At 39.4% G+C, this 22,360-nt stretch carries 15 protein-coding genes and 2 tRNA genes; 6 read left to right on the plus strand and 11 right to left on the minus strand.

What is annotated here, in order from left to right; translation table 11 throughout:
- On the minus strand, window positions 1-1,599 hold the full coding sequence (locus H7U17_RS12950) for a sodium:solute symporter family transporter (protein ID WP_186757163.1): 1,599 nt from the start codon (window positions 1,597-1,599) through the stop codon (window positions 1-3).
- Between the two features lie 278 nt (window positions 1,600-1,877).
- Window positions 1,878-3,080 carry a CehA/McbA family metallohydrolase domain-containing protein gene (locus H7U17_RS12955; RefSeq protein WP_186757164.1) on the minus strand — a complete coding sequence of 401 codons (1,203 nt, stop codon included), beginning with the start codon at window positions 3,078-3,080 and terminating at the stop codon, window positions 1,878-1,880.
- 366 nt (window positions 3,081-3,446) lie between these two features.
- On the opposite strand from H7U17_RS12955, the gene H7U17_RS12960 reads away from it, so the two are divergent.
- Window positions 3,447-3,776, plus strand: coding sequence for an ExbD/TolR family protein (locus H7U17_RS12960; protein WP_186757165.1), 330 nt, complete (start codon window positions 3,447-3,449; stop codon window positions 3,774-3,776).
- Between the two features lie 71 nt (window positions 3,777-3,847).
- Here the strand turns inward: H7U17_RS12960 and H7U17_RS12965 are convergent, their stop codons facing one another.
- From H7U17_RS12965 to mutS, 4 genes are all read right to left on the minus strand, one after another.
- Window positions 3,848-4,651 carry a hypothetical protein gene (locus H7U17_RS12965; RefSeq protein ID WP_230981407.1) on the minus strand — a complete coding sequence of 268 codons (804 nt, stop codon included), beginning with the start codon at window positions 4,649-4,651 and terminating at the stop codon, window positions 3,848-3,850.
- Between the two features lie 531 nt (window positions 4,652-5,182).
- A tRNA-Leu gene (locus H7U17_RS12970) sits at window positions 5,183-5,266 on the minus strand.
- 93 nt (window positions 5,267-5,359) lie between these two features.
- Window positions 5,360-5,432 (minus strand) — tRNA-Gly (locus H7U17_RS12975).
- 148 nt (window positions 5,433-5,580) lie between these two features.
- Window positions 5,581-8,190 (minus strand): DNA mismatch repair protein MutS, encoded by a 2,610-nt coding sequence (gene mutS / locus H7U17_RS12980; RefSeq protein WP_186757166.1) that lies wholly within the window; start codon window positions 8,188-8,190, stop codon window positions 5,581-5,583.
- 88 nt (window positions 8,191-8,278) lie between these two features.
- Between mutS and H7U17_RS12985 the strand changes: the two genes are divergently transcribed.
- Window positions 8,279-8,821, plus strand: a complete 543-nt coding sequence (locus H7U17_RS12985; RefSeq protein WP_230981409.1) for an RNA methyltransferase — start codon at window positions 8,279-8,281, stop codon at window positions 8,819-8,821.
- A gap of 361 nt (window positions 8,822-9,182) precedes the next feature.
- Window positions 9,183-10,313, plus strand: a complete 1,131-nt coding sequence (locus H7U17_RS12990) for a DUF4221 family protein (RefSeq protein ID WP_186757167.1) — start codon at window positions 9,183-9,185, stop codon at window positions 10,311-10,313.
- A gap of 75 nt (window positions 10,314-10,388) precedes the next feature.
- On the opposite strand, the gene H7U17_RS12995 is transcribed toward H7U17_RS12990, so the two are convergent.
- The 4 genes from H7U17_RS12995 to H7U17_RS13010 form a co-directional block, all read right to left on the minus strand.
- Entirely contained in the window at window positions 10,389-11,990 is a 1,602-nt protein-coding gene (locus H7U17_RS12995) for a SusD/RagB family nutrient-binding outer membrane lipoprotein (RefSeq protein ID WP_186757168.1), read from the minus strand.
- A gap of 2 nt (window positions 11,991-11,992) precedes the next feature.
- Window positions 11,993-15,058 (minus strand): SusC/RagA family TonB-linked outer membrane protein, encoded by a 3,066-nt coding sequence (locus H7U17_RS13000; protein WP_186757169.1) that lies wholly within the window; start codon window positions 15,056-15,058, stop codon window positions 11,993-11,995.
- 427 nt (window positions 15,059-15,485) lie between these two features.
- Entirely contained in the window at window positions 15,486-16,544 is a 1,059-nt protein-coding gene (locus tag H7U17_RS13005; protein ID WP_186757170.1) for an aminotransferase class I/II-fold pyridoxal phosphate-dependent enzyme, read from the minus strand.
- Window positions 16,545-16,579: 35 nt separating this feature from the next.
- Complete coding sequence (locus H7U17_RS13010; protein ID WP_186757171.1) at window positions 16,580-17,593, minus strand: dipeptide epimerase; 1,014 nt, start codon at window positions 17,591-17,593, stop codon at window positions 16,580-16,582.
- A 189-nt stretch (window positions 17,594-17,782) separates the two neighbouring features.
- On the opposite strand from H7U17_RS13010, the gene H7U17_RS13015 reads away from it, so the two are divergent.
- Both H7U17_RS13015 and H7U17_RS13020 read left to right on the plus strand, forming a co-directional pair.
- Entirely contained in the window at window positions 17,783-19,306 is a 1,524-nt protein-coding gene (locus tag H7U17_RS13015) for a M14 family metallopeptidase (protein ID WP_230981410.1), read from the plus strand.
- A 46-nt stretch (window positions 19,307-19,352) separates the two neighbouring features.
- A complete protein-coding gene (locus tag H7U17_RS13020; protein WP_222439206.1) occupies window positions 19,353-20,192 on the plus strand; it encodes an alpha/beta hydrolase in 840 nt (279 codons plus the stop codon).
- 10 nt (window positions 20,193-20,202) lie between these two features.
- Here the strand turns inward: H7U17_RS13020 and H7U17_RS13025 are convergent, their stop codons facing one another.
- Window positions 20,203-20,643 (minus strand): DM13 domain-containing protein, encoded by a 441-nt coding sequence (locus H7U17_RS13025; RefSeq protein WP_186757172.1) that lies wholly within the window; start codon window positions 20,641-20,643, stop codon window positions 20,203-20,205.
- A 219-nt stretch (window positions 20,644-20,862) separates the two neighbouring features.
- Between H7U17_RS13025 and H7U17_RS13030 the strand changes: the two genes are divergently transcribed.
- On the plus strand, window positions 20,863-22,323 hold the full coding sequence (locus H7U17_RS13030) for an amidohydrolase family protein (RefSeq protein ID WP_186757173.1): 1,461 nt from the start codon (window positions 20,863-20,865) through the stop codon (window positions 22,321-22,323).
- Window positions 22,324-22,360 lie beyond the last annotated feature (37 nt).

Here is a 22,360-nt window from a genome sequence, read left to right on the forward strand (position 1 = left end):
TTAATAAAACATATAGTAAAGCGCTAACATGACCAATACCAACACAACACTGAGGTAATTAACCAGTTTGGATGGCTTATTCATCTTTAAGTAAAACTCCTCTGGAATATCTTGTTTAGAAGTATCCAGAACCGATACAATCACATAGATTAAGGTCGAAATGCCAAAATATAGATAAGTCTGCCTTAACCAGTTGAGTCCCAACCCTGCTTCACTGGAGATATAATTGGCTGCTCCAGCTATAGGAACGTACTTTTCAATGATAAAGAATATGGCTGCTAAAGAACTACCAAGTAGCAAAGTCCAAAAGGCAGCATTGGCCGTGCCTTTTCGGGAGATCACTCCCCATAAAAATACCGCCACAATCGATGGAGCAAATATGCTGAACATCTGGTTGATCAGTTCAAAAATCGCTCCTAAATCTCCCAAGAATGGTGACCAAATCACCGCCATCACCAATACCACTACACCAGTGGTACGTCCAATTCTTACTTTGCCTTTATCTGATAGATCAGGCTTTAGCTTATAGAAAACATCAAAAACAACCAAGGTAGCACAGCTATTCAGTGCAGCCGCCACACTGCTCATCACTGCTGCCAATAAGGCTGCCACCATCAAACCTTTCAAGCCAATCGGCAAAAGATTCATAATCATCACAGGCAGAACCTGCTTGGTATCATCTCCAATTTCTTCTCGAAAAAGGGCAAAGGCCAATATACCCGGTACCACCATGATAAAAACAGGGAGGATTTTTAAGAAACCTGCAAATAACGCCCCAAGTTTGGCCTCCTTTTCAGATTTAGCTCCCAATACACGCTGTACTATCGTCTGATCTGTACACCAATACCAAATACCCAAAACCAAATGCCCAAATAGCATATCCATAAAGGTGAAGCCCTTCTTGGCACTGTCAAAGCTTACGGCCTTTAGTCGGTCTGGATCTACCGCATCCTTTAAAGCATCATAGGAGGCAATGCCCATTTCAGGTAACTTATAAATGGCCAATAGGGTAATCGCCAAAGAACCAAAGATCAATATTACCGTCTGTACAGTTTCTGTGATAACCACAGAAGTAAGTCCTCCGATAATCGTATAAATACCAGTGGCTAGGGCTATGATCAGAATGGAAACCATGATGTTCAAGCCAAAAATATGCTCAAAAACCACCGCTCCTGCATAAAAACTAACGCCAATATGCATAAACAAAGCAGCCAAAATACTAAATACGGCCAAGATCATCCTAGAGCGACTATCATATCGTTTTTCTAAGAATTCCGGCAAGGTGGCGATCTTGGTCCTAAGGAAAAAGGGAACAAACAAAAAGGCCAATATAATCAACTCAAAAGCCGAAAACCATTCGAAATTACCCCAAACAATGCCATCCCGAAATCCTGACTCTGCCAGTCCAACCAAATGAACGGTCGAAATATTGGAAGCAAATAAGGAAGCTCCAATGACAGACCACGTGAGTGATTTCCCAGCCAAAAAATAACCAGAACTGCTCTTCTTGCTTTTTCTGCTAAACCAAAGGCCTACCACGACAATTATGATGAGGTAAGCTATGATGATAATTAAGTCAATTGGAGATATTGTATTCAATGTAATATGGGTTTTAAAATTAAGAGAAAACAAGTCAACCAAAGTATGGTAATTATTTTCACTCCGAAAAATAAATATTTTAGTCCAAAAGACCTAAAAATAATCAAGTCATTATCACCTTTTACAATTTAATGACCAAAAAGCAGGTTTAATCCACTGGATCTAGCGCATCACATCTGGTATTTTAATTATACCAGATATGATTACACCTTTAAAAAAAATCAATGCTGATGAACAAAATCAACGAATTGCCTAAAAATAAAGGACATTAGTAAAGTCTATTCTTGCAAAACCACTGGTTGCGTCCAAGCGACTTCAGTATCTCCAGGTTTATATGGGTTTTCCTTTGGTTTGTTAGAGATTACTTTTGCCCTGACATACATATCCTCCTTTTTCAGAGTATACTGTGCCTTGGTAGCTTTAACCTCCTTAAACAAAACCCCATATTTTTCCGGTGTGGCTGTTTTTGTACCAAAAAACTGTATGGTATAATCAATACCTTTTTCAGCCGCTACCTCCAAGCTCAAGGTTTCTCCATCAAAGTCAAGACTTTTAAAACTTACCCCTGTGGATGCATAAAAATTTCCTGCTTCCATAGCCTCAACCAATGCAGCAGGCTTAAGCTCGGAAGACCTCACTACCACCCATCCACGCCCAGGATTACTGCTCTTCTCATTGAAAACATGATAATGATGGGCATCATCTACTGCCAATCCGTATAATGGCGGCTTGCCAGCCTGCAGATAAGCCACTTGAACTTGATCCCAAAGCACCTCCATACTGGGCCTCAATGAATCCCCATAGTTGTTCACATAGGGATGTCCATTATATACTTCAAAAAACCTTTCACCATCCAGCTGAATTATATCCTCAGGTGAGATCGCCCAGCCAAAATTAGGGTGATTAATATGCAAAAACATTGGTTCACCAGTTGCCTCTCGCTGCGCCTTTACCTGGTTAAGGTTGTTCTGTAAAACTTCAGAAACAGAATTCCCTCCTTGTGGCTCAATGAACGATTGAATATTCGTTACATTCATATGGAGTGGCTTTTTCTCAAAACTTGCTGTCACCTCCTCAGATTCAACAATCAGAAACCCTTCATCTTCCTCAAATAATTCCCTATACTCTTCCAGTTTTTTTAACCTGACCTCCACCCTGCCAGTTGAATCCTCCCGATATTCCACCCAATCTTCACCATATTTCTCCAAATATTTATCAAATGCCTTTTCGTGCTTAGGTGATTTTGGAATCAGTTTCCACCTTTCCTGCCTCGCCAACACATTATGATCTGACAATACAGCAAAGTCATACCCATGGGATTTATACCAATCCATGATCATCTCCGGATAATCATCTCCATCACTCCAATAAGAATGGGTATGCAAATTCCCTTTGTACCAGTTTTTCTCTTCAACATATTCCTTACTGGAATTACAAGCAGATAAAATAAGGAGTAATAATAATGGCTGTATAAATCTCATTGTTTTATTTTTTTTCTGTATATCCGCAAAGACACCAGTAGCTTTTTGTAAATAAGATATTCTTTCAGTAAGAACACAAAAGTCCAAAGAAACGATATTTTATTCCGTGAAAATCTGTCTTCCGCCAGGTAGATCTGTGGAATCTCCCGATAAATCTGGACAGGCTGTGAGAAATAAGTTTACTGGTGTAATAACGGATAATCATATCTTTTTAATTTCAAAAGAGGCTGAAATATAATATTTACGAAACCAAAATAAAGAATTATCAATATTATATTATTCTTAAGTCAACAAAACTAATTCAATAGTTTTTTATCAACTAATTTCTTAATATATTGTTAATTAACAAACATAAATCCCTAAAACATGAAATATCAACCAGTTATTCTAATTATTATACTTTCCTATTTTATCACAGCATGTGGTCCTGATGAGCAAATAAATATAATCCAAGAGGAAACACCTTCCATCAGTATTGACTACAAAAGGAATGAATTATACATCAATGGAAAAGCTGCACCAGCAAAACAACTAGCCTCAGTCATAAAGAAGGAATTTAAAGGCAAAGACAAAGATCAGATCATAAAAATTAAAGCCAGTAAAAATGTAAAAATGGGCACTATCGCTGATATGCAGTTTACCTTGAGGGAAATGGCATTTCGAAAGCTAATATTTGAATCACTTCAAAAAAATTAGCTATCAAGAAAAGTGCCTAGCAAACAAAAGTCTACTAGGCACTTTTTTATTCCAATTAAATCCTATTAGACTTAATCACAATCTACATTTTGCAAGCTACCATCCCAGCAGTGAAACAATTCACCTCCAAAATGGGCAAAGCTCTTTACTCTTCCATTTTTCTCCTCACTCCTCCAATCCACATAAATCGTATTTTCTTCAGCAGCATTGACGATAGTAACCATTCTATCAAAATACTCATCAGTATTTACAACATACCTGATGGAGCTCCCCTTGTGTTCTCCTTCTTTTTCTACAGTAAACTTGGTAAAGCCACTCTCTGCTTCCCTATCAATTTCCCATCTATTGGAAAGCCACACACTAGAACTTTCAGGGCCTTCGTAAAGTTTCCACCCCCCTTCTTGACCATTTATACTAGATTCTCCAGTAAACCACACAAAATCACTTATCCCCTCTCCGGAGATATAGCCCATCCAAAAAACATCCTCCTCAACCACTTCAGCTGTTAGTCTAATACTATATGAACTCTTTCCACTTATCTCAAAAGCCTTTTCCCAAACCCATAAGCCTTCTCCTTCATTATACATAGCATCTGCCCCTAAAGTGGCTTTAAATGCAGTCACTGGAACAATAAGGCGCTGGTAAAGAATGGCTGAATACACCCCAACATTTATAGCCGCAAAAGCCCAGTTTCCCACTTGTATTTCACGGTTTCCTTCCGAACCTTGATCATTGAACATGCTCATATCAGGAGCCATACTCACTTCAGGAGGCATAACCGGAGCTTCTCCTACAGGCATCTCAGGCCCCTCATTATTGGTACATGAAGTAAAGACCACAAGTACTGCCAAAAATACGCCAAGTATCTTTTTCATAATATTATAGTTTTGATGGTGACGGTGTATAAAACAATTAAATATCCAAATGGACATTATAGTAAATATATATTAGGTATCCGTCAACATCAACAATAAGGCCAACATTGTCCACCACCATAAAAGCGGGTCAATCTAACTAAAACGTAGAACACATAACTCAACCTTTAATTTCACACAAAAAATACAATCATAGCCATGAATTTTAGACTAAGTTTGCTGGAGTTATGAGTAAAAAATTGACTTAATAATGCTATCGCTAAAGGTCTCGACTCCGCTCAATTTGACAAAGAAATCACAAGCAATAATTGTAGGGCAAAAACTTCCAAAATTGATATATTAACCACAGATGGAAAGGATCAACACAGATTTAAGATAGACAGATAATCATATCTCAGTTTATTTGTATTTATCTATTGTCAACCTTTACTAGAGATATACAAAAGTCTATCGGGTCTATTTTCTCAAGTCTAACCTCTAAAAATCTCAAGCTTAAAATACAAAAAGCCCCGCATTGCTACGAGGCTTCTGTACCAGGAGCGGGAATCGAACCCGCACGGCCTAATGGCCACAAGATTTTAAGTCTTGCGTGTCTACCAGTTCCACCATCCCGGCTTCTTCTAGTTTGAATAGAAGTTTTCTTTCTCTTGCTCTTAAAACCCAAGCTGTTTCAGAAACAAGAAAGCCCTTCTTACAAGGGCCCTTGAGAGCGAAAGACGAGATTCGAACTCGCGACCCCGACCTTGGCAAGGTCGTGCTCTACCAGCTGAGCTACTTTCGCTTGTTTAGAAACTTTGACTTTGACCGTGTTATCTCCGTCATTGTGAGTGCAAATGTACGCAGACTTTTCTAAACCGCAAGTACTCCATTAAAATTTTTTCCTCTTTTTTTCTTAAAAACCCGTATTTTACTGATTTTCAAGGAGATTTTTATTCCAGTTTTTTCTTGATTTCATTGAGCTTCAACAACGCCTCTACAGGAGAAATGGTATTGATATCAATGGCATCCAAAAGCTCTTGCGCTTCCTTGAACTTTGGATCGATCTCAAACAAACTCAACTGGAAATTGTTCTTAGGAACATCCTTCATTTTTTCCTGCTGCTTATGCATATCCTTATCCTGCTCTAAATGTCCCATGATCTCAGCGGCTCTTAGCACCACTGGATTAGGCATACCAGCCATCTGGGCTACATGAATACCAAAACTATGCTCACTCCCACCTTCTTTCAACTTCCGCATAAAAATAACCTTATCAGCCACCTCTTTTACTGAAACATTAAAATTCTTCACTTTGGGAAAATCTTCCGCCAACTGGTTCAATTCATGATAATGGGTGGCAAATAGTGTCTTAGCCTTAAACTTAGGATGGTTATGCAAAAACTCCACAATGGACCAGGCAATGGATATACCATCATAAGTAGATGTACCACGGCCAATTTCATCCATCAATACCAAACTTCTATCAGAAAGGTTATTCAGGATACTAGCCGTCTCTGTCATTTCCACCATAAAGGTAGATTCCCCCTTAGAAAGGTTATCAGAAGCCCCCACCCTGGTAAAGACCTTGTCAATGATCCCAATTCGGGCATATGAAGCAGGAACAAAACTTCCCATCTGTGCCATCAATACAATCAAGGCTGTTTGCCTTAACAAAGCCGATTTACCAGCCATATTTGGTCCTGTGATAATAATGACCTGCTGGGAGCTATTATCCAAATATATATCATTAGGAACATAATCCTCCCCTATCGGAAGTTGCTTTTCGATTACTGGATGACGACCATCCTTGATCTCCAAGGTATCTGTATCCGCTACCTTAGGCCTGCAATAACTATTACTGATAGCTACTTGGGCAAAGGACACCAAGCAATCCACCGTGGCCAATATCCTGGCATTCTCCTGTATTTGGGTCACATACTCCCCGGCACTTTGTACTAAAAGATTGAAATATTTATGCTCAAGGACAATCAGCTTTTCTTCTGCATGGAGAATTTTATCTTCGTATTCTTTTAACTCTTCAGTAATATACCTTTCGGCATTTACCAAAGTCTGCTTTCTGATCCACTCAGCCGGTACTTTATCCTTATGCGCATTGGATACTTCCAGGTAATACCCGAAAACCTTATTGTAGGCAATTTTCAAACTACTGATACCAGTCCGCTGCACCTCTCTTTGCTGAATCTGCACCAGGTAATCCTTTCCTGAAGTAGCCAAGGTACGGTACTCATCCAATTCCGCATCCACCCCATCACAGATAATATTTCCTTGATGGGCCAGCATGGGCGCATCTTCCTTAAGTTCCCTTTCTATCTTCTCCAAAAGAAATTCGCAAGCATTAATTTGGTCACCCAGTGCCTTGAGGGATGTGTTCTCTTGGCCTTTAAGCAAGTCCTTAATAGGCAATGTACTTTTTAGGGCCTTTTTCAGTTGGTTCATTTCACGAGGGTTGATCCTGCCCACAGCCACCTTGGAAATCAATCTTTCCAAGTCCCCAATATGTTTCAAATGGGAAAGTATCTCCTCACACAGCTCAGGTTCCGTATAAAAATGCTCCACTACTTTCAACCTTTCTTCTATCGGAGCCTTCTCCTTCAATGGTAGCACCATCCATTTCTTCATCATCCTAGATCCCATTGGTGTCACCGTTTGGTCCAAAATCTGAATCAAGGGAACCCCGCCATCTTGCTGCGGATAAACCAATTCCAAGTTACGAATGGTAAACTTATCCAACCACACAAACTTCTCCTCCGCAATCCTGGAAATAGAAGCAATATGCTTGACTTCCTTATGTTCGGTTTCTTCAAGATAATACAGTACTGCTCCTGCCGCGATAATACCATGGCCTTGGTTTTCTATCCCAAAGCCTTTCAAATTAGCTGTTTCAAAATGATTGGTTAGCTTTTCATAGGTGTAATCATATTGGAAAACCCAGTCCTCACAATGAAAGGTAGTATATTCATCCTTAAGCAACTCTGCAGCCTTAGCTTTATCAGCTTTAGAATAAATGACCTCTGAAGGATTAAAGCTTTGCAGGAGTTTTTCTATATAGGAATTATTTCCCTCAGCACACATAAACTCTCCAGTGGACAAGTCCAAAAAGGCGACACCTAAAAGCTGTTTGCCAAAATAGATGGAAGCCAAATAATTATTCCTGCGCTTATCCAGTACATTATCATTAAAGGAAAGCCCTGGCGTCACCAATTCGGTAACTCCCCTTTTCACAATCCCCTTGACCTCTTTTGGATCTTCCAATTGGTCGCAAATGGCCACCCGATTACCAGCCCTTACCAATTTGGGCAAATAACTGTCCAGGGAATGATGTGGAAACCCGGCCAACTCTATATGACTCGCTGCACCATTGGCTCGTTTGGTCAAGACAATATCCAGCACCTTACTGGCCTTGACGGCATCTTCCCCAAATGTCTCATAGAAATCACCCACGCGGAATAGCAATAAAGCCCCCGGGTGTTTGGCTTTGATACTGTTATATTGCTTCATCAAGGGAGTTTCCTTCGCTGCTTTTGCCTTTGCTTTGGCCATCTTCTACCGGATTTAAATCTTAAATGTTACTTTTGGAAATTATTCAAGGGTTGAAATTAATCGATTCAAAAAGGGAAACAAAAACCGAATGAAAAAATTAAGCATGGATGAGCTCAACAGGCTGTCCGTTGATGAATACAAAGCCTCAGACAAAATACCTTTGGTCATTGTCCTGGACAATATCCGTAGCCTGAACAATGTAGGTTCCGCCTTCAGAACTTCTGACGCTTTCCGCATAGAGAAAATTTACCTCTGTGGGATCACTGGCACACCACCTCATAGAGACATTCAAAAAACTGCCTTAGGTGCAACCGATTCTGTAGAATGGGAGCATACAAGCAGCACCATGGAGGCCATTGACTTACTCAAGGCCAATGGTTATCAAATCTGTTCTTTGGAGCAAGTAGACAAAAGCACCATGCTTCAGGATTTCCAGCCAACCAAGGATGGAAAATATGCACTGGTCTTTGGCAATGAAGTCTTCGGCGTAGAAGAAGAGGTCATACAAGCCAGCGATCATGTTTTGGAAATTCCCCAATTCGGCACCAAACATTCCTTAAATATCTCAGTAAGCATGGGCATCACCATCTGGGATTTTGTTTCCAAAATGGGCGTATTACAAGGAAATTAATTTAGGCTTCGTTAGCCAATGAATTTTTTGAAGCAACCACAGACCTGCCTCGCCGGTCAGGCAGGTAGATATGATAAACACAGATGTTAGAAATTTTAACACTGTAAATGAACAAACACTGCTTATTCGTCGCAACCATACACTTGCTGGTCGGGATTTGAAATCCCGACCCATAACTTCTCAGGAATTTGCCATTCCATTTTTGTTTATCGAATTGCATTCTTCAGCCCGTTCTCCGATGGCTGTGCCTTCGGAGATAATAAAGTGGAGTCTCTGACTCCTACATGGGCCGCCCATCAATTGCATTTTTCACCAAAAGCTTTAGTTTTACAGGGAATTTTGAACCAAATACTTATATTTTATGAAAAAGCTATTTTTTGCAGCTTTGCCTTTTTTGATTGCTTCTTGTTATGAAAAAACCTCTGAGGAAACTTCAAGTTTGTCTGACAATGCCGGAAAGAAATTCACACTGGAAGTGGTAGACACCCTTTTTATCGATTCGGGAGAGGATATTATTTTAATTGAAAACCAAAATGCTAGGACAGACTTTAGTGATGATCTAAAGTATTATTTCAACTATAATTACAAGCAAAACCTCATCGATGTCATCAATTTAAAAGAGCACAAACTGGAAAGGCAAATCCCTTTCGAAACAGAAGGTCCTAATGGCACCACTAGTTATGTATCCAGCATTGATCATTTTGACCAGGATAAATTTATGATCAATAATTTCAATGGCCTTGTACAAGTGTTTGACAGCAATGCCCAAAAACTGAAAAGCCTCCAATTAAACAATGAAACCCTAAATGGGGATACTTTGAAACCAAAGGAAAAAATAAGCACTTTCGGCTATATGGGACCTAATGGAGACACCTACTATTCCTTTTACGAGCGGATTTTTGAGGGACCAAGGGGAATGGCAATAATCGACATGAAAAGCAAAACATTGACAAAAATCCCTGTAGATGGATTAGATGCAATAAAAGATTTCTACATTACCATGAAAATTAAGGGTGGCACACAAAGCACGAGCCCATCTTTTTATTTCCTGCTAGAAGGAAACAAAATCCTTCTATCCAATGGTGCGATCAACGAACTATTTGTTTATAATATCGACAATGATTCTGTAACACACCATACCTATTCAAGCAAACTCACTGTCAACAGCCTTCGGAAACCCAGCAAAAATACAGCCCATTCGCAGGAGGAATCTAATAAGCTATATCAAGAGATGGGACATGAAGTCAGTTTTCAAAGATTTATTGCTGATCCGGAACACAAACGATATTATAGAATTTCACACGGAAAGAACGGCTCAACATGGACCGGTGTACTCACCGTTTTTGACGAAAACTTTCAGCAAATTTCCGAAAATAAATTGCCGGAGTCTTTTTATATCTCAAATAGCTTTGTAAAAGATGGCCAAATTTTTTCTCAGCACAATATAGAAGACGAATTAGCCTTTGTGGTGATGGAGATAAAAGAAATTTAGCCAATAAAGATCAAGCAAAAAAAGGAGGGCCGAAACCCTCCTTTTGCATTTATTCAAATCATTATAATCGAATGCCTATTGAGCATCCCACCATACTCTTGTTGTCCAAGAATCACCACCCATTCTGGCAATAGCATCAGCTAAGCTAGAAGGGTTAGTGGTACTTTCTGAAGCTGGGTAAAGCTGTCTTCTAGGAATTTGGCCTGGAGAGAAACTACCTGTATAGGTCACTGGAGTCAATTCAGGATAACCTGATCTTTTCCAGTTATTCCAAGATTCCACAAAGTTAACCATCACACCAGTAGTAGCCCAGATCTGCTCATTGACCATTTTCAATCCATTCTCAGTAGTGCTCATATCCAGCGGGTTGGCATCAGCAAAACTCACTGCATCTGCAGCGCTCACTACTCCTCCACCAAATTTACCAATACTGGTCATCGCAGCGATCACACCTGCTCTATAATGCTCAGCAGCAGTCATCGGGGTACTATACCCCCTCAAAGCCGCATCAGCCAATAAAAGCTCCACTTCTGCATAAGTCATTACAAATACCGGCGCATCTCTGTCTCTATAGATAGCAGTAGGCCTAGAATAAGCACCTATTGGAGCCACATCATCCCCAGAACCAGTAGCTCCTGGATAGTTAGGCTCATTGACTACATCCGTATCTCCACCTTTAAGGTCATAACCATTTGGCAAACCTATTTGTACTGCAGGATCATTATCACCGACTACATTACCATTTCTATTGGCTGCCAAACCAGCCGGTGGCACTTCTGCAATCACCGGAAGCCTTGGGTCATCCACAGCCTTCATAAAATCAATCAGTTTTTTGGACCAACGTACTTCGTATACATCATCTACTGTATTCAGGGCATTGGCACTGGTATTGGAATATCCATTGGTCTGATCTGACACCAAAACAGCTTCATCAGCAGTAGAAGCAAAGACCCCACCCGCTATGGCTTTTTGCACATACGTCTGCGCAGTGGTAGCATCTGCATCAACTAACCTCATGGCCATTTTGAGCATCAAGGAATAGCCAAATTTCTTCCATTTGGCAATATCTCCGTCATAGATCACATCATTGGTAATAGCATCTGTACCAGACCCCAAAGTACTCAACGCACCGTCAAGGTCCTCTAGCATCCTCATATACAAGGCATCCTGAGCGTCATAAACTGGCTGAGTTATCCCATCTTCAGCTTGTAAAGCTTCAGAATAAGGAATATCACCATAAATATCACTCACAAAGGACAATGTCAAGACTTTCATAATTTGTCCTACAGCATCCAAATTGGTCATGCCCTTTTCTTGAGCAAGAGACTGCATTTGGTAAATTCTAGAGGCGGCTGAATAACCATTCGCCCAAACATTCTGGATATAGCTATTGGTATTCACCGAGGCTACGTATTTATCACCATTGGAATAATAATTGGCCCCACCGGTAGTAGTAGAGGCAAATACCTGTACCCACATACTTTGGAAAAGTATGGATCCTGTATAACCTGTCATCATATTTCCATAATTATAGGATACAGTTGGCAGGATCAGGTTGGGATCGAACAAATTACCGTCCGCTCGGTTGGGGTCGGTGTTGATATCTTCAAAATTATCATCACAGGCAGAGACTGCCAGCAATAATCCTGTTAAGAATAAGGATATATATCTTTTCATGATCAATTCAATTTAAAGTTAAGGTTAAACCCGAAAGATCTAGTGCTAGGCAAACTGGTACCTTCTATACCTGTATAGTTAATATTGGATCCGAAGTTTGCTTCTGGATCTATATTATCCGCTTTTCGCATAAGAATCGCCAGGTTTCTGGCCACAAAGGAAATGTCCAAACCTTTCAATACTGGAGTATTGGCAAATATTCTGGACGGTAAAGAATAACCAAGTGTAAATTGTCTCAACTTGATATAATCTCCATCAACCACACTAGTTGCTGTAACATTCTGTACCAAAGCCCTATAATAATCTTCGGCACTGGCCGTAACACCATCGTTGGTCACGCCTCCTTCTCTTCCCACAAGTGTATTTTTGTGCAATCCTCTAAAATGAGAATAGAATTCGGTAGCAGAAAGCACTTTATTACCATAGCTATAATCAATCAAGAAAGACAAATTAATTCCCTTATAGCTGAATTCGTTATTCCAACCACCATAGAAAGTCGGCAATACAGTACCCCAGTTTTTCAATTCACCTCTAATCGGAAGTCCCGCTTCATCTACCATGATATTTCCATCGTTATCATAGGCATAATCATAAGCCCTGATTTGAGGACCAGACTCACCCACTACATAAGCCGTAACCGCATTACCCAGGGTAGCCCTATTTTGGCCCAAATTCACAGGATTGTTATTATTATCCGTACTTAGCACTTTGTTTTCCAAGCTGGTCATATTAAATGAAGTTGTCCAACTGAAATCATTGTTTCTAATTGGCACACCTGTTACCAATACTTCAAGTCCTTTATTATTGGTAGAACCTGTCGCTACGGTATAACCATTAAAGCCTGATGTAATACTTAAATTGGCATTCATGATCTCATCATGGGTGGTTTTATCAAAGTAAGCCACATCAAAGGCCAATCTTCCTTTAAAGAAACTTACATCCAAACCAATTTCAATTTCATCGGTTGTAAATGGCTTTAAGTTTTGGTTAGGCAAAGTCAAAGGAGAAGAGCCTGCAGGTACTCCATTGTAAGCATTTGCAGAAGAATAATAGAATTTAGTCAAATAAGCTTCATAAGGCTCACCGCTGGTTACCGCATAGGATGCTCTTAACTTACCAAAATCCATCGCTGGAATATTCAGCAAGCGATCAAAAATGAAGGCAGCTGTCACTGATGGAGAAAATATTCCAGCATCATCAGTTGGATACAGGGTACTATAAATATCATATCTACCGGTGGTAGTCAATGTCAAGAAATCTTTGTAACCAAAACCCAATGAATAATAACCTGAATGAACTTCTCTTTCATCATAATCATAAGATCTGGAAAATGCCTCCACGTTAAAAGGAGAATACAAATAAGGAAGTACAAACCTACTACCTCCTACTCCTACAGTTTCATACTTGTTATTTCTAACACTGGCACCGATGATCGCATCCAAGTTAATATCCTGGGTCAAGTCCAATTCAGCGCCAAAAATAGCATCTACATTAAGTTCTGATCTTTCAGACTGGCCTCTGCTTGAGAGTCCACCTTGAAGATTATTGGTATAAGCCATGCCATATGGATCTACACTAAATACCTTATCATTAGAAACATCATTCCCCATTCTAAGCATTGCATAGATTTTATCCGTAAAACTGTATTTCGCAGAAATAGCAGTAATCATCCTTCTTCTTGTCAAATCATTAACTCCTTGATTCGTGATAAAATAAGGATTGGTCACATAAATATCATCACTGAATACAGTCTCTGCACCCGTCGCTTCATCATATCCCGGAGCGAATATATTGTGATCAATATTAGGGGCTAAGAATAAGAAGTTATTAGGATTCTTAGGTCCATCACTCAAGAAAGGAATATTTTCTGAACGCTGATCGATATAGTTAATCATCGCAGAAACATTGATCTTATCGGAAATATTCTGATCAACGTTGAGGTTAAAGGTATTCCTGTTCACATCACTATTAGGAACAATAGACTTTGCATTCAAATTAGAATAGGAAAATCTAAAAGATCCTTCAGCAAAACCTTTGGAAACAGATACAGTGTTGGTAAGGTTAGAACCTGTTCTGTAAAAATCAATATAATTTTCAGAGGCTGGGCTATAGGTATATTGATTACCATCAAAACCTATGACCGAACTGCCATCCATCATGGCACCCCAAGCCAACCTTCCGGTAGTCTTAGCTTCATCTGCACTGCCCGGCTTGATACCTCCAGTACCCTGACCATAAACTTGTTGGAAATCCGTAAAATCTACAGGATTTTCAGCCATATAATTTAAGGTGTAATTCAACGCCCAGTCATCTCCTTTAGCGCCTTTCTTGGTCGTAATCATAATCACACCATTCGAAGCCCTGGTACCATATAGTGCCGAAGCCGCCTGACCTTTCAAAACAGTCATGGATTCAATATCATCCGGGCTTAGGTTACCAATACCATCACCATTGTCACTACCGCCCCATTGACCGGCAGAACCTCTTTGTGAATTATCCATGGGTACTCCATTGATCACATAAAGTGGTGACCCTGTACCACTGATACTTGGTAAACCTCTCAAGGTGATCTTTGCTGTACCACCTGGACCACTATTGGTTCCTTTCACCACCAAACCCGCTACGCGACCAGCAAGTGAATTCGCCACATTCGTTTCACGGGCTTTATTTAAGCTCTCACTGCCCACTTCCGTCACTGAGTAGCCCAGCTTTTCCTTTTCTTTACTAATACCCAAAGCGGTTACCACCACTTCGCCCAATTCTTCTGTGTCCTGGGCAAGCTTGATATCGATCGTGCTTTTTCCAGCGGCAGCAACTTCTTGGGAAATATATCCAATAAAAGAAAATACCAACGCACCATCTTCAGGAACATTGGCTAAAGTATACTTTCCATCCAAATCGGTGGAAGTACCGTTCGTAGTACCTTTCAGAAAAACGTTTACTCCGGGTATGGGCATTCCATCACCAGCATCAGTAACTGTTCCTGAAATCGTCTTGGTTTGTGCTAAAACTGTCTGACTGAACAGCAGCATCACAAACACCATCAGGGATTGTAGATTTTTGTTCATAGGGATTATTTAATTTATTAAGCTAATTATAAATATAAAGTATTTTTAACACTTTCTAATTTAAATAATTACTTTTTTAACATATAATACATTATAAATTTCGTTAACCTTCTAGATACATATCTAATTTTTTAACAAATGACCTAAATAAACTATAATATTTTTACCACTACCTAAAATCATAAAAGTATTATTTTAACTATTTGATTTACAGTTTTTTATATACAAAAAAGATACAATAAATTCATGGAAAACAGTAAGCTATTTGCAATTATATAGATATCTAATCCATCAAAATTTGGGAATTAACGCCTATTCCATTGAATTATATTTGGACAAAATATTTTTCAATAATTTCCACTGATGTAAATTATCTTGACAAGATTTCTTCAATAAAAGTAAACCAACAGAAAAAAATCATCCTTGATTACCTGAATAAAAGGTATAACTGATCAACTAAAAAATCTAAATCTTCAATTCTATGGTAAGCAGAAATGATCACTCTATCTACAGGAATATCTTCAGGCCGGGGATATGAAAATGAAGAAATAAGAATTCCTGCTTTCATGAGTTGCTCAGCAAAACCAGATCCCTCAAATGTTAAAACTGGAAAATCCTGCTCAAATCGCAGTCCTGGTAAATCTTTGACCTTATCAAAAACATATTCCATATTCCCTCTTAACAATCTCTGCTGGTGGGCAAATAAGCTACCTGCTTGCAAAAATGCCTGGCAATTGCCTGGCGCAGCAGGAGAAGCTCCCCTAAACATGGCCCCGTTCTTCACCTTCCCCACAAAAGCCGCATCTCCAAGAATCATTCCCGCAGGTGTAGCCAAGGCTTTTCCCAAAGATCCTGTCACTATTAGCTGTACAGGAAGGTCTTTCCAAAAAGAATAGGTACCAAAAATCCCTTTTCCAAAAACCCCAAAAGCATGACTATCATCTATAAGCAGGTAATATTGATTGGCTGGTGACAATGCTTCCACCCACTGAAAATCATGAATGGCGGGTTTTATAGTATCCACAGCGTTGGAAAGAATACCTATAGTCTTTCCTTTACAGGTATGGCTTTTTTTAATGCAGTTCTGGGCAAACTCCCCAAAAGAGCAATTTGAATCTACATCAAGGTTATTGGGTAATATAGCAGGGTGAGCATCTGGAGCAGGCCATAACTCATCACATATTTCACCCAATATGCTGTGACAAATATACCCTGCCATAAAACCACTACTTAATAATGATGCAAACGGAGCATCTGCCTCTTGAGCAAAATAATCCTCAAGCTCTTGATAAACTCGGAGTTGGACATTACTGAACCTACTTGCCCCATGGTTTGGTCCATACTGCATCAACCCAGCCATGATCATCTCTTCAAACTCAGGCACACTTCCCATTCCTAAATAAGCCGTTCCACTGAAATAGAGGTAATCTTTCCCTTGCCAGGGAATAATACGGCCTATTTTATGTGAGATTGGATGGTGTTGCATTTAAGTCCCAAATTACCAGTTTACCTAAAAATAGTTTAATCCAAAAGCTTTGCTCCAATACCCGGTCCCTCAGGAAAGGAGACCTTTCCGGGCACAATGCTAACTCCTGTGGCAATATCCTTAGACAAAAGCATTGCCCCATCCATGTCTACATAATCCAATAATGGAGCGATATGGGCAATCGCTGAAATCCCCACTGAAGATTCCGTCATACAACCTACCATAGTTTTCATACCCAATTCTTTGGCCTTATAGATCATTCTAAGACCGGGAGTTATTCCACCAGCCTTGACCAATTTCACATTGATCCCATGAAAAAGACCATGACATTTCAACACATCGGACTCTACTATACAACTCTCATCAGCTATTACCGGCAAATGGCTGTGCTGAAAAACCTCCTTCATTCCCTCAAGATCATCCTTGCCCAGTGGTTGCTCCATAAATTCCACGTTCAAACGCTTCAGTTCCTTAGAATAACTGATGGCTTGATCGGCAGTCCAGGCACAATTGGCATCTATCCTAAATACCGCATCGGTATGCTTTCTCAACTCCTTGATGATTTCCATATCGTGATCGGTGCCCAGCTTAATTTTATATATGGGCCAGGCCAGCTCTTTCATCTTTTCCACCATCTTATCAGTACTTGCTATGCCGATTGTAAAATTGGTGGTAGGTATATTTGCTGGATCCAATTGGAGATATTCATAAAGCTTCTGTCCCCTTTTCTTCGTAAAAAGATCCCAAGCAGCTAAATCCAAAGCACATTGGGCAAAAGGGTTTTCTGCAAATACCTCCTTACACATTTCCCATAGTTGCTCAGGACTTTCCCATTCTCCCTTTTCTACTATTGGGCTCGCTTCTTCCAAAGCAGCTTTCATATTTTCAACAGTCATACCATAAAAGGGATTTGTCGTGGACTCCCCCAAACCGAACAGGTTCCCCTCCTCTAATTTAACTATAAGAGTCTCCTGCACATCCCTACTTTGATGTGCTATGGTAAAGGTATGCTTCAAGGGAAGCTGTTTAATAAAAACCTGTAGCCTCATGATATATTGGGGTTTATTAAAGTAAATCCATATTAAATATGCATTAAGTTTAGTATTTTGATTGACAATAAAAAGTGATTTATACTTTCCTGAACCTACTATAGGGTATTTAGCTAGGATTTCACTGATTTCAGTGATCTAAAAACCAAACTAGATCAAGTAATTTCATCTTTGATTTGAAAAAATACCATGTCAGAAAACCCAAACAAGCTATTCATTGATCCATTCATTCATATGATTTACTCTATTAGAAAATATATTCCTTTTGTCTTATTACTTTTATTCATGCTTGCTTCCTGTAGTGAACGGCAAAATATATTGCAAAACCTACAACCCGCTACGCTGAATGCTGCATATGAATCCTCCAAAGAAACAGCAATCACTCACCGAAGATTTAAGCATAAGGATTTGCAACCATTGATCGAAAAGCATTCGGGCACTTTTAAAATTGAAGAATTGGGAAAATCCGTCCAAGGCCGTAGCATCAAACAGCTGGAATATGGTGAAGGAGAAACCAAAGTACTGCTATGGTCACAAATGCATGGTGATGAAAGTACGGCTACCATGGCCTTATTTGACCTTTTTAACTTCTTAAAAGCAAAAAATGATAGTTTTAATATTATCAGGAATGTAATCAAGGAAAACCTTAAAATTCGTTTTATCCCTATGATCAACCCTGATGGAGCGGAGGTTTTCACAAGAAGAAATGCCTATGGCATTGATCTCAATAGGGATGCCATCAAAGAAGTGTCCCCAGAAGCCAGCATCCTTAAAGCGGCAAGGGAAGAGTTTGCACCCTTCTTTGGCTTTAACCTCCACGATCAGCAGATTTATTATAATGTGGAACAAACAGAAAAACCTGCTACCATCTCGGTCTTGGCCCCGGCATACAATTACAAAACTGAAGTAAATGATGTACGTGCCCGTGCCATGCAAGTAATCGTAGGTATGAATAGGATACTTCAAGAAGTAATACCTGGACAGGTGGGCAAATATAATGATGCTTTTGAACCAAGAGCCTTTGGGGACAATTTCCAAAAATGGGGGACCAGTACCATCCTTATTGAGTCCGGCGGTTACCCTAATGATCCAGAAAAACAATATATCAGACAACTCAACTTTATGATTATCTTGAATGCCTTGTATGAAATTGCCCATGGCGACTATAATAATTATGCTGTGGAAGATTATTTCCGGATTCCAGATAATGACCGAAAATTGATGGACTTGGTACTAAGGAACGTTACTATCAATAATGGCAAAAACAAATATCAGCTGGATCTGGGTATCAAAAGGCAAAACATGGAAATGGACAATGGCTATGCTGTGAGAGGACAAATTGATGATGTAGGAGACCTATCAGTATATTATGGATATAAAGAACTGGATGCCTCCGGACTAGAATATGTTGAAGGAAAACTGGCCGATGAGGCTATTGAACATATCAGTGACCTTAACCATGAAAAAGCATTCGAGCTATTAAAAGAAGGCTTCTTGGGCATAAAAGTTAAAAACAATGCTGAATCTCCATTTCATGACCTACCTCTACTGGTACTTAGGGAAATGGACAGTATTCCCAGTGGCTACAAAATGGGCAGTAATCCCAATTTCTTTTTAAAGAAAAATGATGAACTATTGTATGCTATAGTTAACGGTTACCTCATCAACTTAAATAAACCAGAAGCAAAAGGCTTTAAACAGCATATTTGGTGAGCCAACCTTCATTTAACCATAAATTTTCAAAGCCACCTTTAAACTCATGAAAATAAAATTCATAAGCACCTATATTCTGCTATTATTGTTTACTCAGACTTTCGCCCAGGAAACCCTTTTATACAAAACAGCAGACACCACCAATCTATATATGGAGGTTTACTATCCTCCCATGACTGAAATAGCAAATAATAAACCTGCCATGGTTTTCTTCTTTGGCGGTGGCTGGGTGGGTGGCAGTAAAAGCCAGTTTCAGCACCATGCCCAATATTTCTCAAAAAGAGGCTTAGTTTGTTTTTTGGTGGACTACAGGATAAGAAATGTCCACGGCACTAGCCCTTTTGAATCTTTAATGGATGCCAAATCAGCTATTAGGTATATTCGAAAAAATGCAGATGATTTTAATATTGATCCTGACAAGATCATTGGAGCTGGAGGATCTGCAGGTGGACATTTGGCTGCTGCTACAGCAGTAATTCCAGATTTCAATGATCCGAATGATAATCATAAAATAAGTTGTATTCCCAATGCCTTGGTGCTTTTCAATCCCGTTATTGACAATGGACCTGGAGGCTATGGCTATGAACGCATTGGTGAGCAATACAAAGATTATTCACCCTTACATAATTTAAAAGCAGGCCTTCCTCCTACTATTTTCTTCCTTGGTACAGATGATAAACTCATCCCAGTGGAAACAGCAGAATATTATCAAACTGTAAGTGAAAGAATTGGTTCTCAATGTGATTTATACCTCTATCAGGATGAGGGACATGGCTTCTTTAATTATGGTCAGTTCGATAATTATAAAGATACCATCCTCAAAACGGATAAATTTTTACAATCTCTAGGTTATTTAAATCAAGAGCCGGTTATTGAAATCAAATAAAAACTCATCCCTATTCCAAAATAGCATAACCAAAATTAACGGAAAACTCCACACACCAAATCAGTACGTAATTATGAGTTTCTAAATCAACGTTACTGGGTATATCATAAGTGAAGTCACCTTCTATTCCTTTCAGTTCGCCCAAAGACACAAAATCATCCACTTTTCTATCTGTGGCCAAATAAACCTCCAATACAGGACCGTTGTCCGTTTTAAAATTGGTAAAACTCAATGCACTTCCTGTTTGATCAACTGAAGCAATACCAGAAGTAGGATGTGCATCATCCATAAAATCTCCTTGATACAATACCTCTCCTAATTCACCATCATTTTGATCATCAGGATCCTTATCATCTGTCATCATGGACGGAATATTGGGATCAGCATCATCAGAGCTACAGCCTAGCCCAAAAACTAATATAAAACAAAGCGATAAAGCTAGATATTTCATGATCAAAGGATTAGTCCTATCAATTAAATATACGAAAAAATCAGAGGATGGATTAAAAATGATGCTTTAACTGCATCTTGGGCCATATAAATCAGTTTTTGAATGCCTAACTTCGAGAAAATCCATCATTAATTCGAGAGTATAGTAAATTTGAAGCCCTAGTCACTAATTTTGGAAATTATATATAAACCCCATCATTTGTTAAAACATAACTTTATAATGAAGTACATCATTAATTCATTTTTAACAATTTTATTCCTTGGCATTCTCTCCTGCGGGTCTTCTCAACCCTTGGATATTAAACTGTCCCCTCAGACAAAACTGATCCGGCAAGCAAAAATCATCAATGTCAAAGATGGAAGTATCCAAGAGGGAAAAGCAATTCTTATTGATAGTGCTAAGATTAAACTAATCGCAGATGATCAAGAATTGAAAGGGCTAGTTCCTTTAGAAAACCAGGTTAACGCAAATGACAAATATATTATCCCTGGCTTATGGGATATGCATGTGCATTTTGAAGGTCAAGACTTGATCGAGGATAATATGGCCCTTTTCCCTGTTTTTATTGCCCATGGAATTACCACAGTGAGGGATATGGCCAGTGACCTTGGTGAGCAAGTGCTACAATGGAGGGAAGATATTGAACAGAACAAATTTCTTGCTCCTCAGATCTTCACTGCTGGAAGAAAACTGGAAGGTATTGACTCCTTTTGGAAAGGAGACCTGGAAATAGCCAATGAAGAGGAATTAAAGCAAATGCTGGATAAACTGGAAAACTATCAGGTGGATCTGGTCAAAGTAACCGAAAACGCATTGTCGGGAGAGTTATTTCTAAAAAGTGTAAAGCAGGCTCATGAAAGGGGTTTTTTGGTTTCCGCACATGTTCCATTAGATCTTAGCATAGAACAACTGGCTAATGCAGGACTTTCAAGTGTAGAACATGCCAGTTATTTTTTGAGGCTAGGAACGAACGAAAATAAAATTGCAAAACAGGTGGCGGAAGGGACTTTGACCAAAGGAGAAGCCAATAATTACTATGCTGAACGTTTCGATCAGGATTCCGCATTTATGAATTACCAAAAGTTGGCAAAATTGGGATTGGCTGTTACGCCTACATTGATTGGAGGAAAGCAACTGGCCTACTATGATCAAGACAATCATTCCAATGATGAATTCTTAAGCTACCTAACTGAGCGTTTTACATCAAACTACCAATGGCGCATAGATAGGTTAAAGGATTATACACCAAAACAATGGGAAGCAAGCAAAACCCGCTATCAATTGATCGCAAAGCAACTTCCTTATATCCAAAAAGCTGGTATGACGATTTTAGCGGGAAGTGACGCAGCTGCCTTGAATACTTTTGTTTATCCAGCCTATGCGCTTCACCAAGAGTTGGTCCTATTTGAAGAAGCTGGACTTAGCCCACTACAGGCACTTCAAGCGGCAACTATAAATGCGGCTGAATTTATGGGTAAATCATCAAGCATGGGCAGTATCGAAAAAGGAAAGCAGGCTGATTTAGTCATTTTGAACAGTAATCCATTGGAGAATATAAGCGCTACCCAGGACATCTTTGCTGTAATCAACGATGGTCAATATTATGACCGAATGTCTTTGGATACCATTTTGGAACAAGCACAAAAAAGGAAAAAAGAACTTGACCAAAAAAGGAAATAAATTCTAGAAATTAAGGACTAAGCCAGTCGGTTTAGTC

Origin of the sequence: Echinicola salinicaeni, assembly GCF_014280965.1 — a bacterium.
In the GTDB taxonomy this organism is placed as follows: Bacteria; Bacteroidota; Bacteroidia; order Cytophagales; family Cyclobacteriaceae; genus Echinicola; species Echinicola salinicaeni.

What these genes read in the sequence shown, in the direction of transcription:
- H7U17_RS12990 (WP_186757167.1), top strand. Translation starts at nt 9,183, where the DNA reads ATGAAAAAGCTATTTTTTGCAGCTTTGCCTTTTTTGATTGCTTCTTGT.
- H7U17_RS13015 (WP_230981410.1), top strand. Translation starts at nt 17,783, where the DNA reads ATGTCAGAAAACCCAAACAAGCTATTCATTGATCCATTCATTCATATG.
- mutS (WP_186757166.1), bottom strand. Translation starts at nt 8,190, where the DNA reads ATGGCCAAAGCAAAGGCAAAAGCAGCGAAGGAAACTCCCTTGATGAAG.
- H7U17_RS12960 (WP_186757165.1), top strand. Translation starts at nt 3,447, where the DNA reads ATGAAATATCAACCAGTTATTCTAATTATTATACTTTCCTATTTTATC.
- H7U17_RS13005 (WP_186757170.1), bottom strand. Translation starts at nt 16,544, where the DNA reads ATGCAACACCATCCAATCTCACATAAAATAGGCCGTATTATTCCCTGG.
- H7U17_RS13000 (WP_186757169.1), bottom strand. Translation starts at nt 15,058, where the DNA reads ATGAACAAAAATCTACAATCCCTGATGGTGTTTGTGATGCTGCTGTTC.
- H7U17_RS12985 (WP_230981409.1), top strand. Translation starts at nt 8,279, where the DNA reads ATGAAAAAATTAAGCATGGATGAGCTCAACAGGCTGTCCGTTGATGAA.
- H7U17_RS13010 (WP_186757171.1), bottom strand. Translation starts at nt 17,593, where the DNA reads ATGAGGCTACAGGTTTTTATTAAACAGCTTCCCTTGAAGCATACCTTT.
- H7U17_RS12955 (WP_186757164.1), bottom strand. Translation starts at nt 3,080, where the DNA reads ATGAGATTTATACAGCCATTATTATTACTCCTTATTTTATCTGCTTGT.
- H7U17_RS13020 (WP_222439206.1), top strand. Translation starts at nt 19,353, where the DNA reads ATGAAAATAAAATTCATAAGCACCTATATTCTGCTATTATTGTTTACT.
- H7U17_RS12995 (WP_186757168.1), bottom strand. Translation starts at nt 11,990, where the DNA reads ATGAAAAGATATATATCCTTATTCTTAACAGGATTATTGCTGGCAGTC.
- H7U17_RS12965 (WP_230981407.1), bottom strand. Translation starts at nt 4,651, where the DNA reads ATGAAAAAGATACTTGGCGTATTTTTGGCAGTACTTGTGGTCTTTACT.
- H7U17_RS13025 (WP_186757172.1), bottom strand. Translation starts at nt 20,643, where the DNA reads ATGAAATATCTAGCTTTATCGCTTTGTTTTATATTAGTTTTTGGGCTA.
- H7U17_RS13030 (WP_186757173.1), top strand. Translation starts at nt 20,863, where the DNA reads ATGAAGTACATCATTAATTCATTTTTAACAATTTTATTCCTTGGCATT.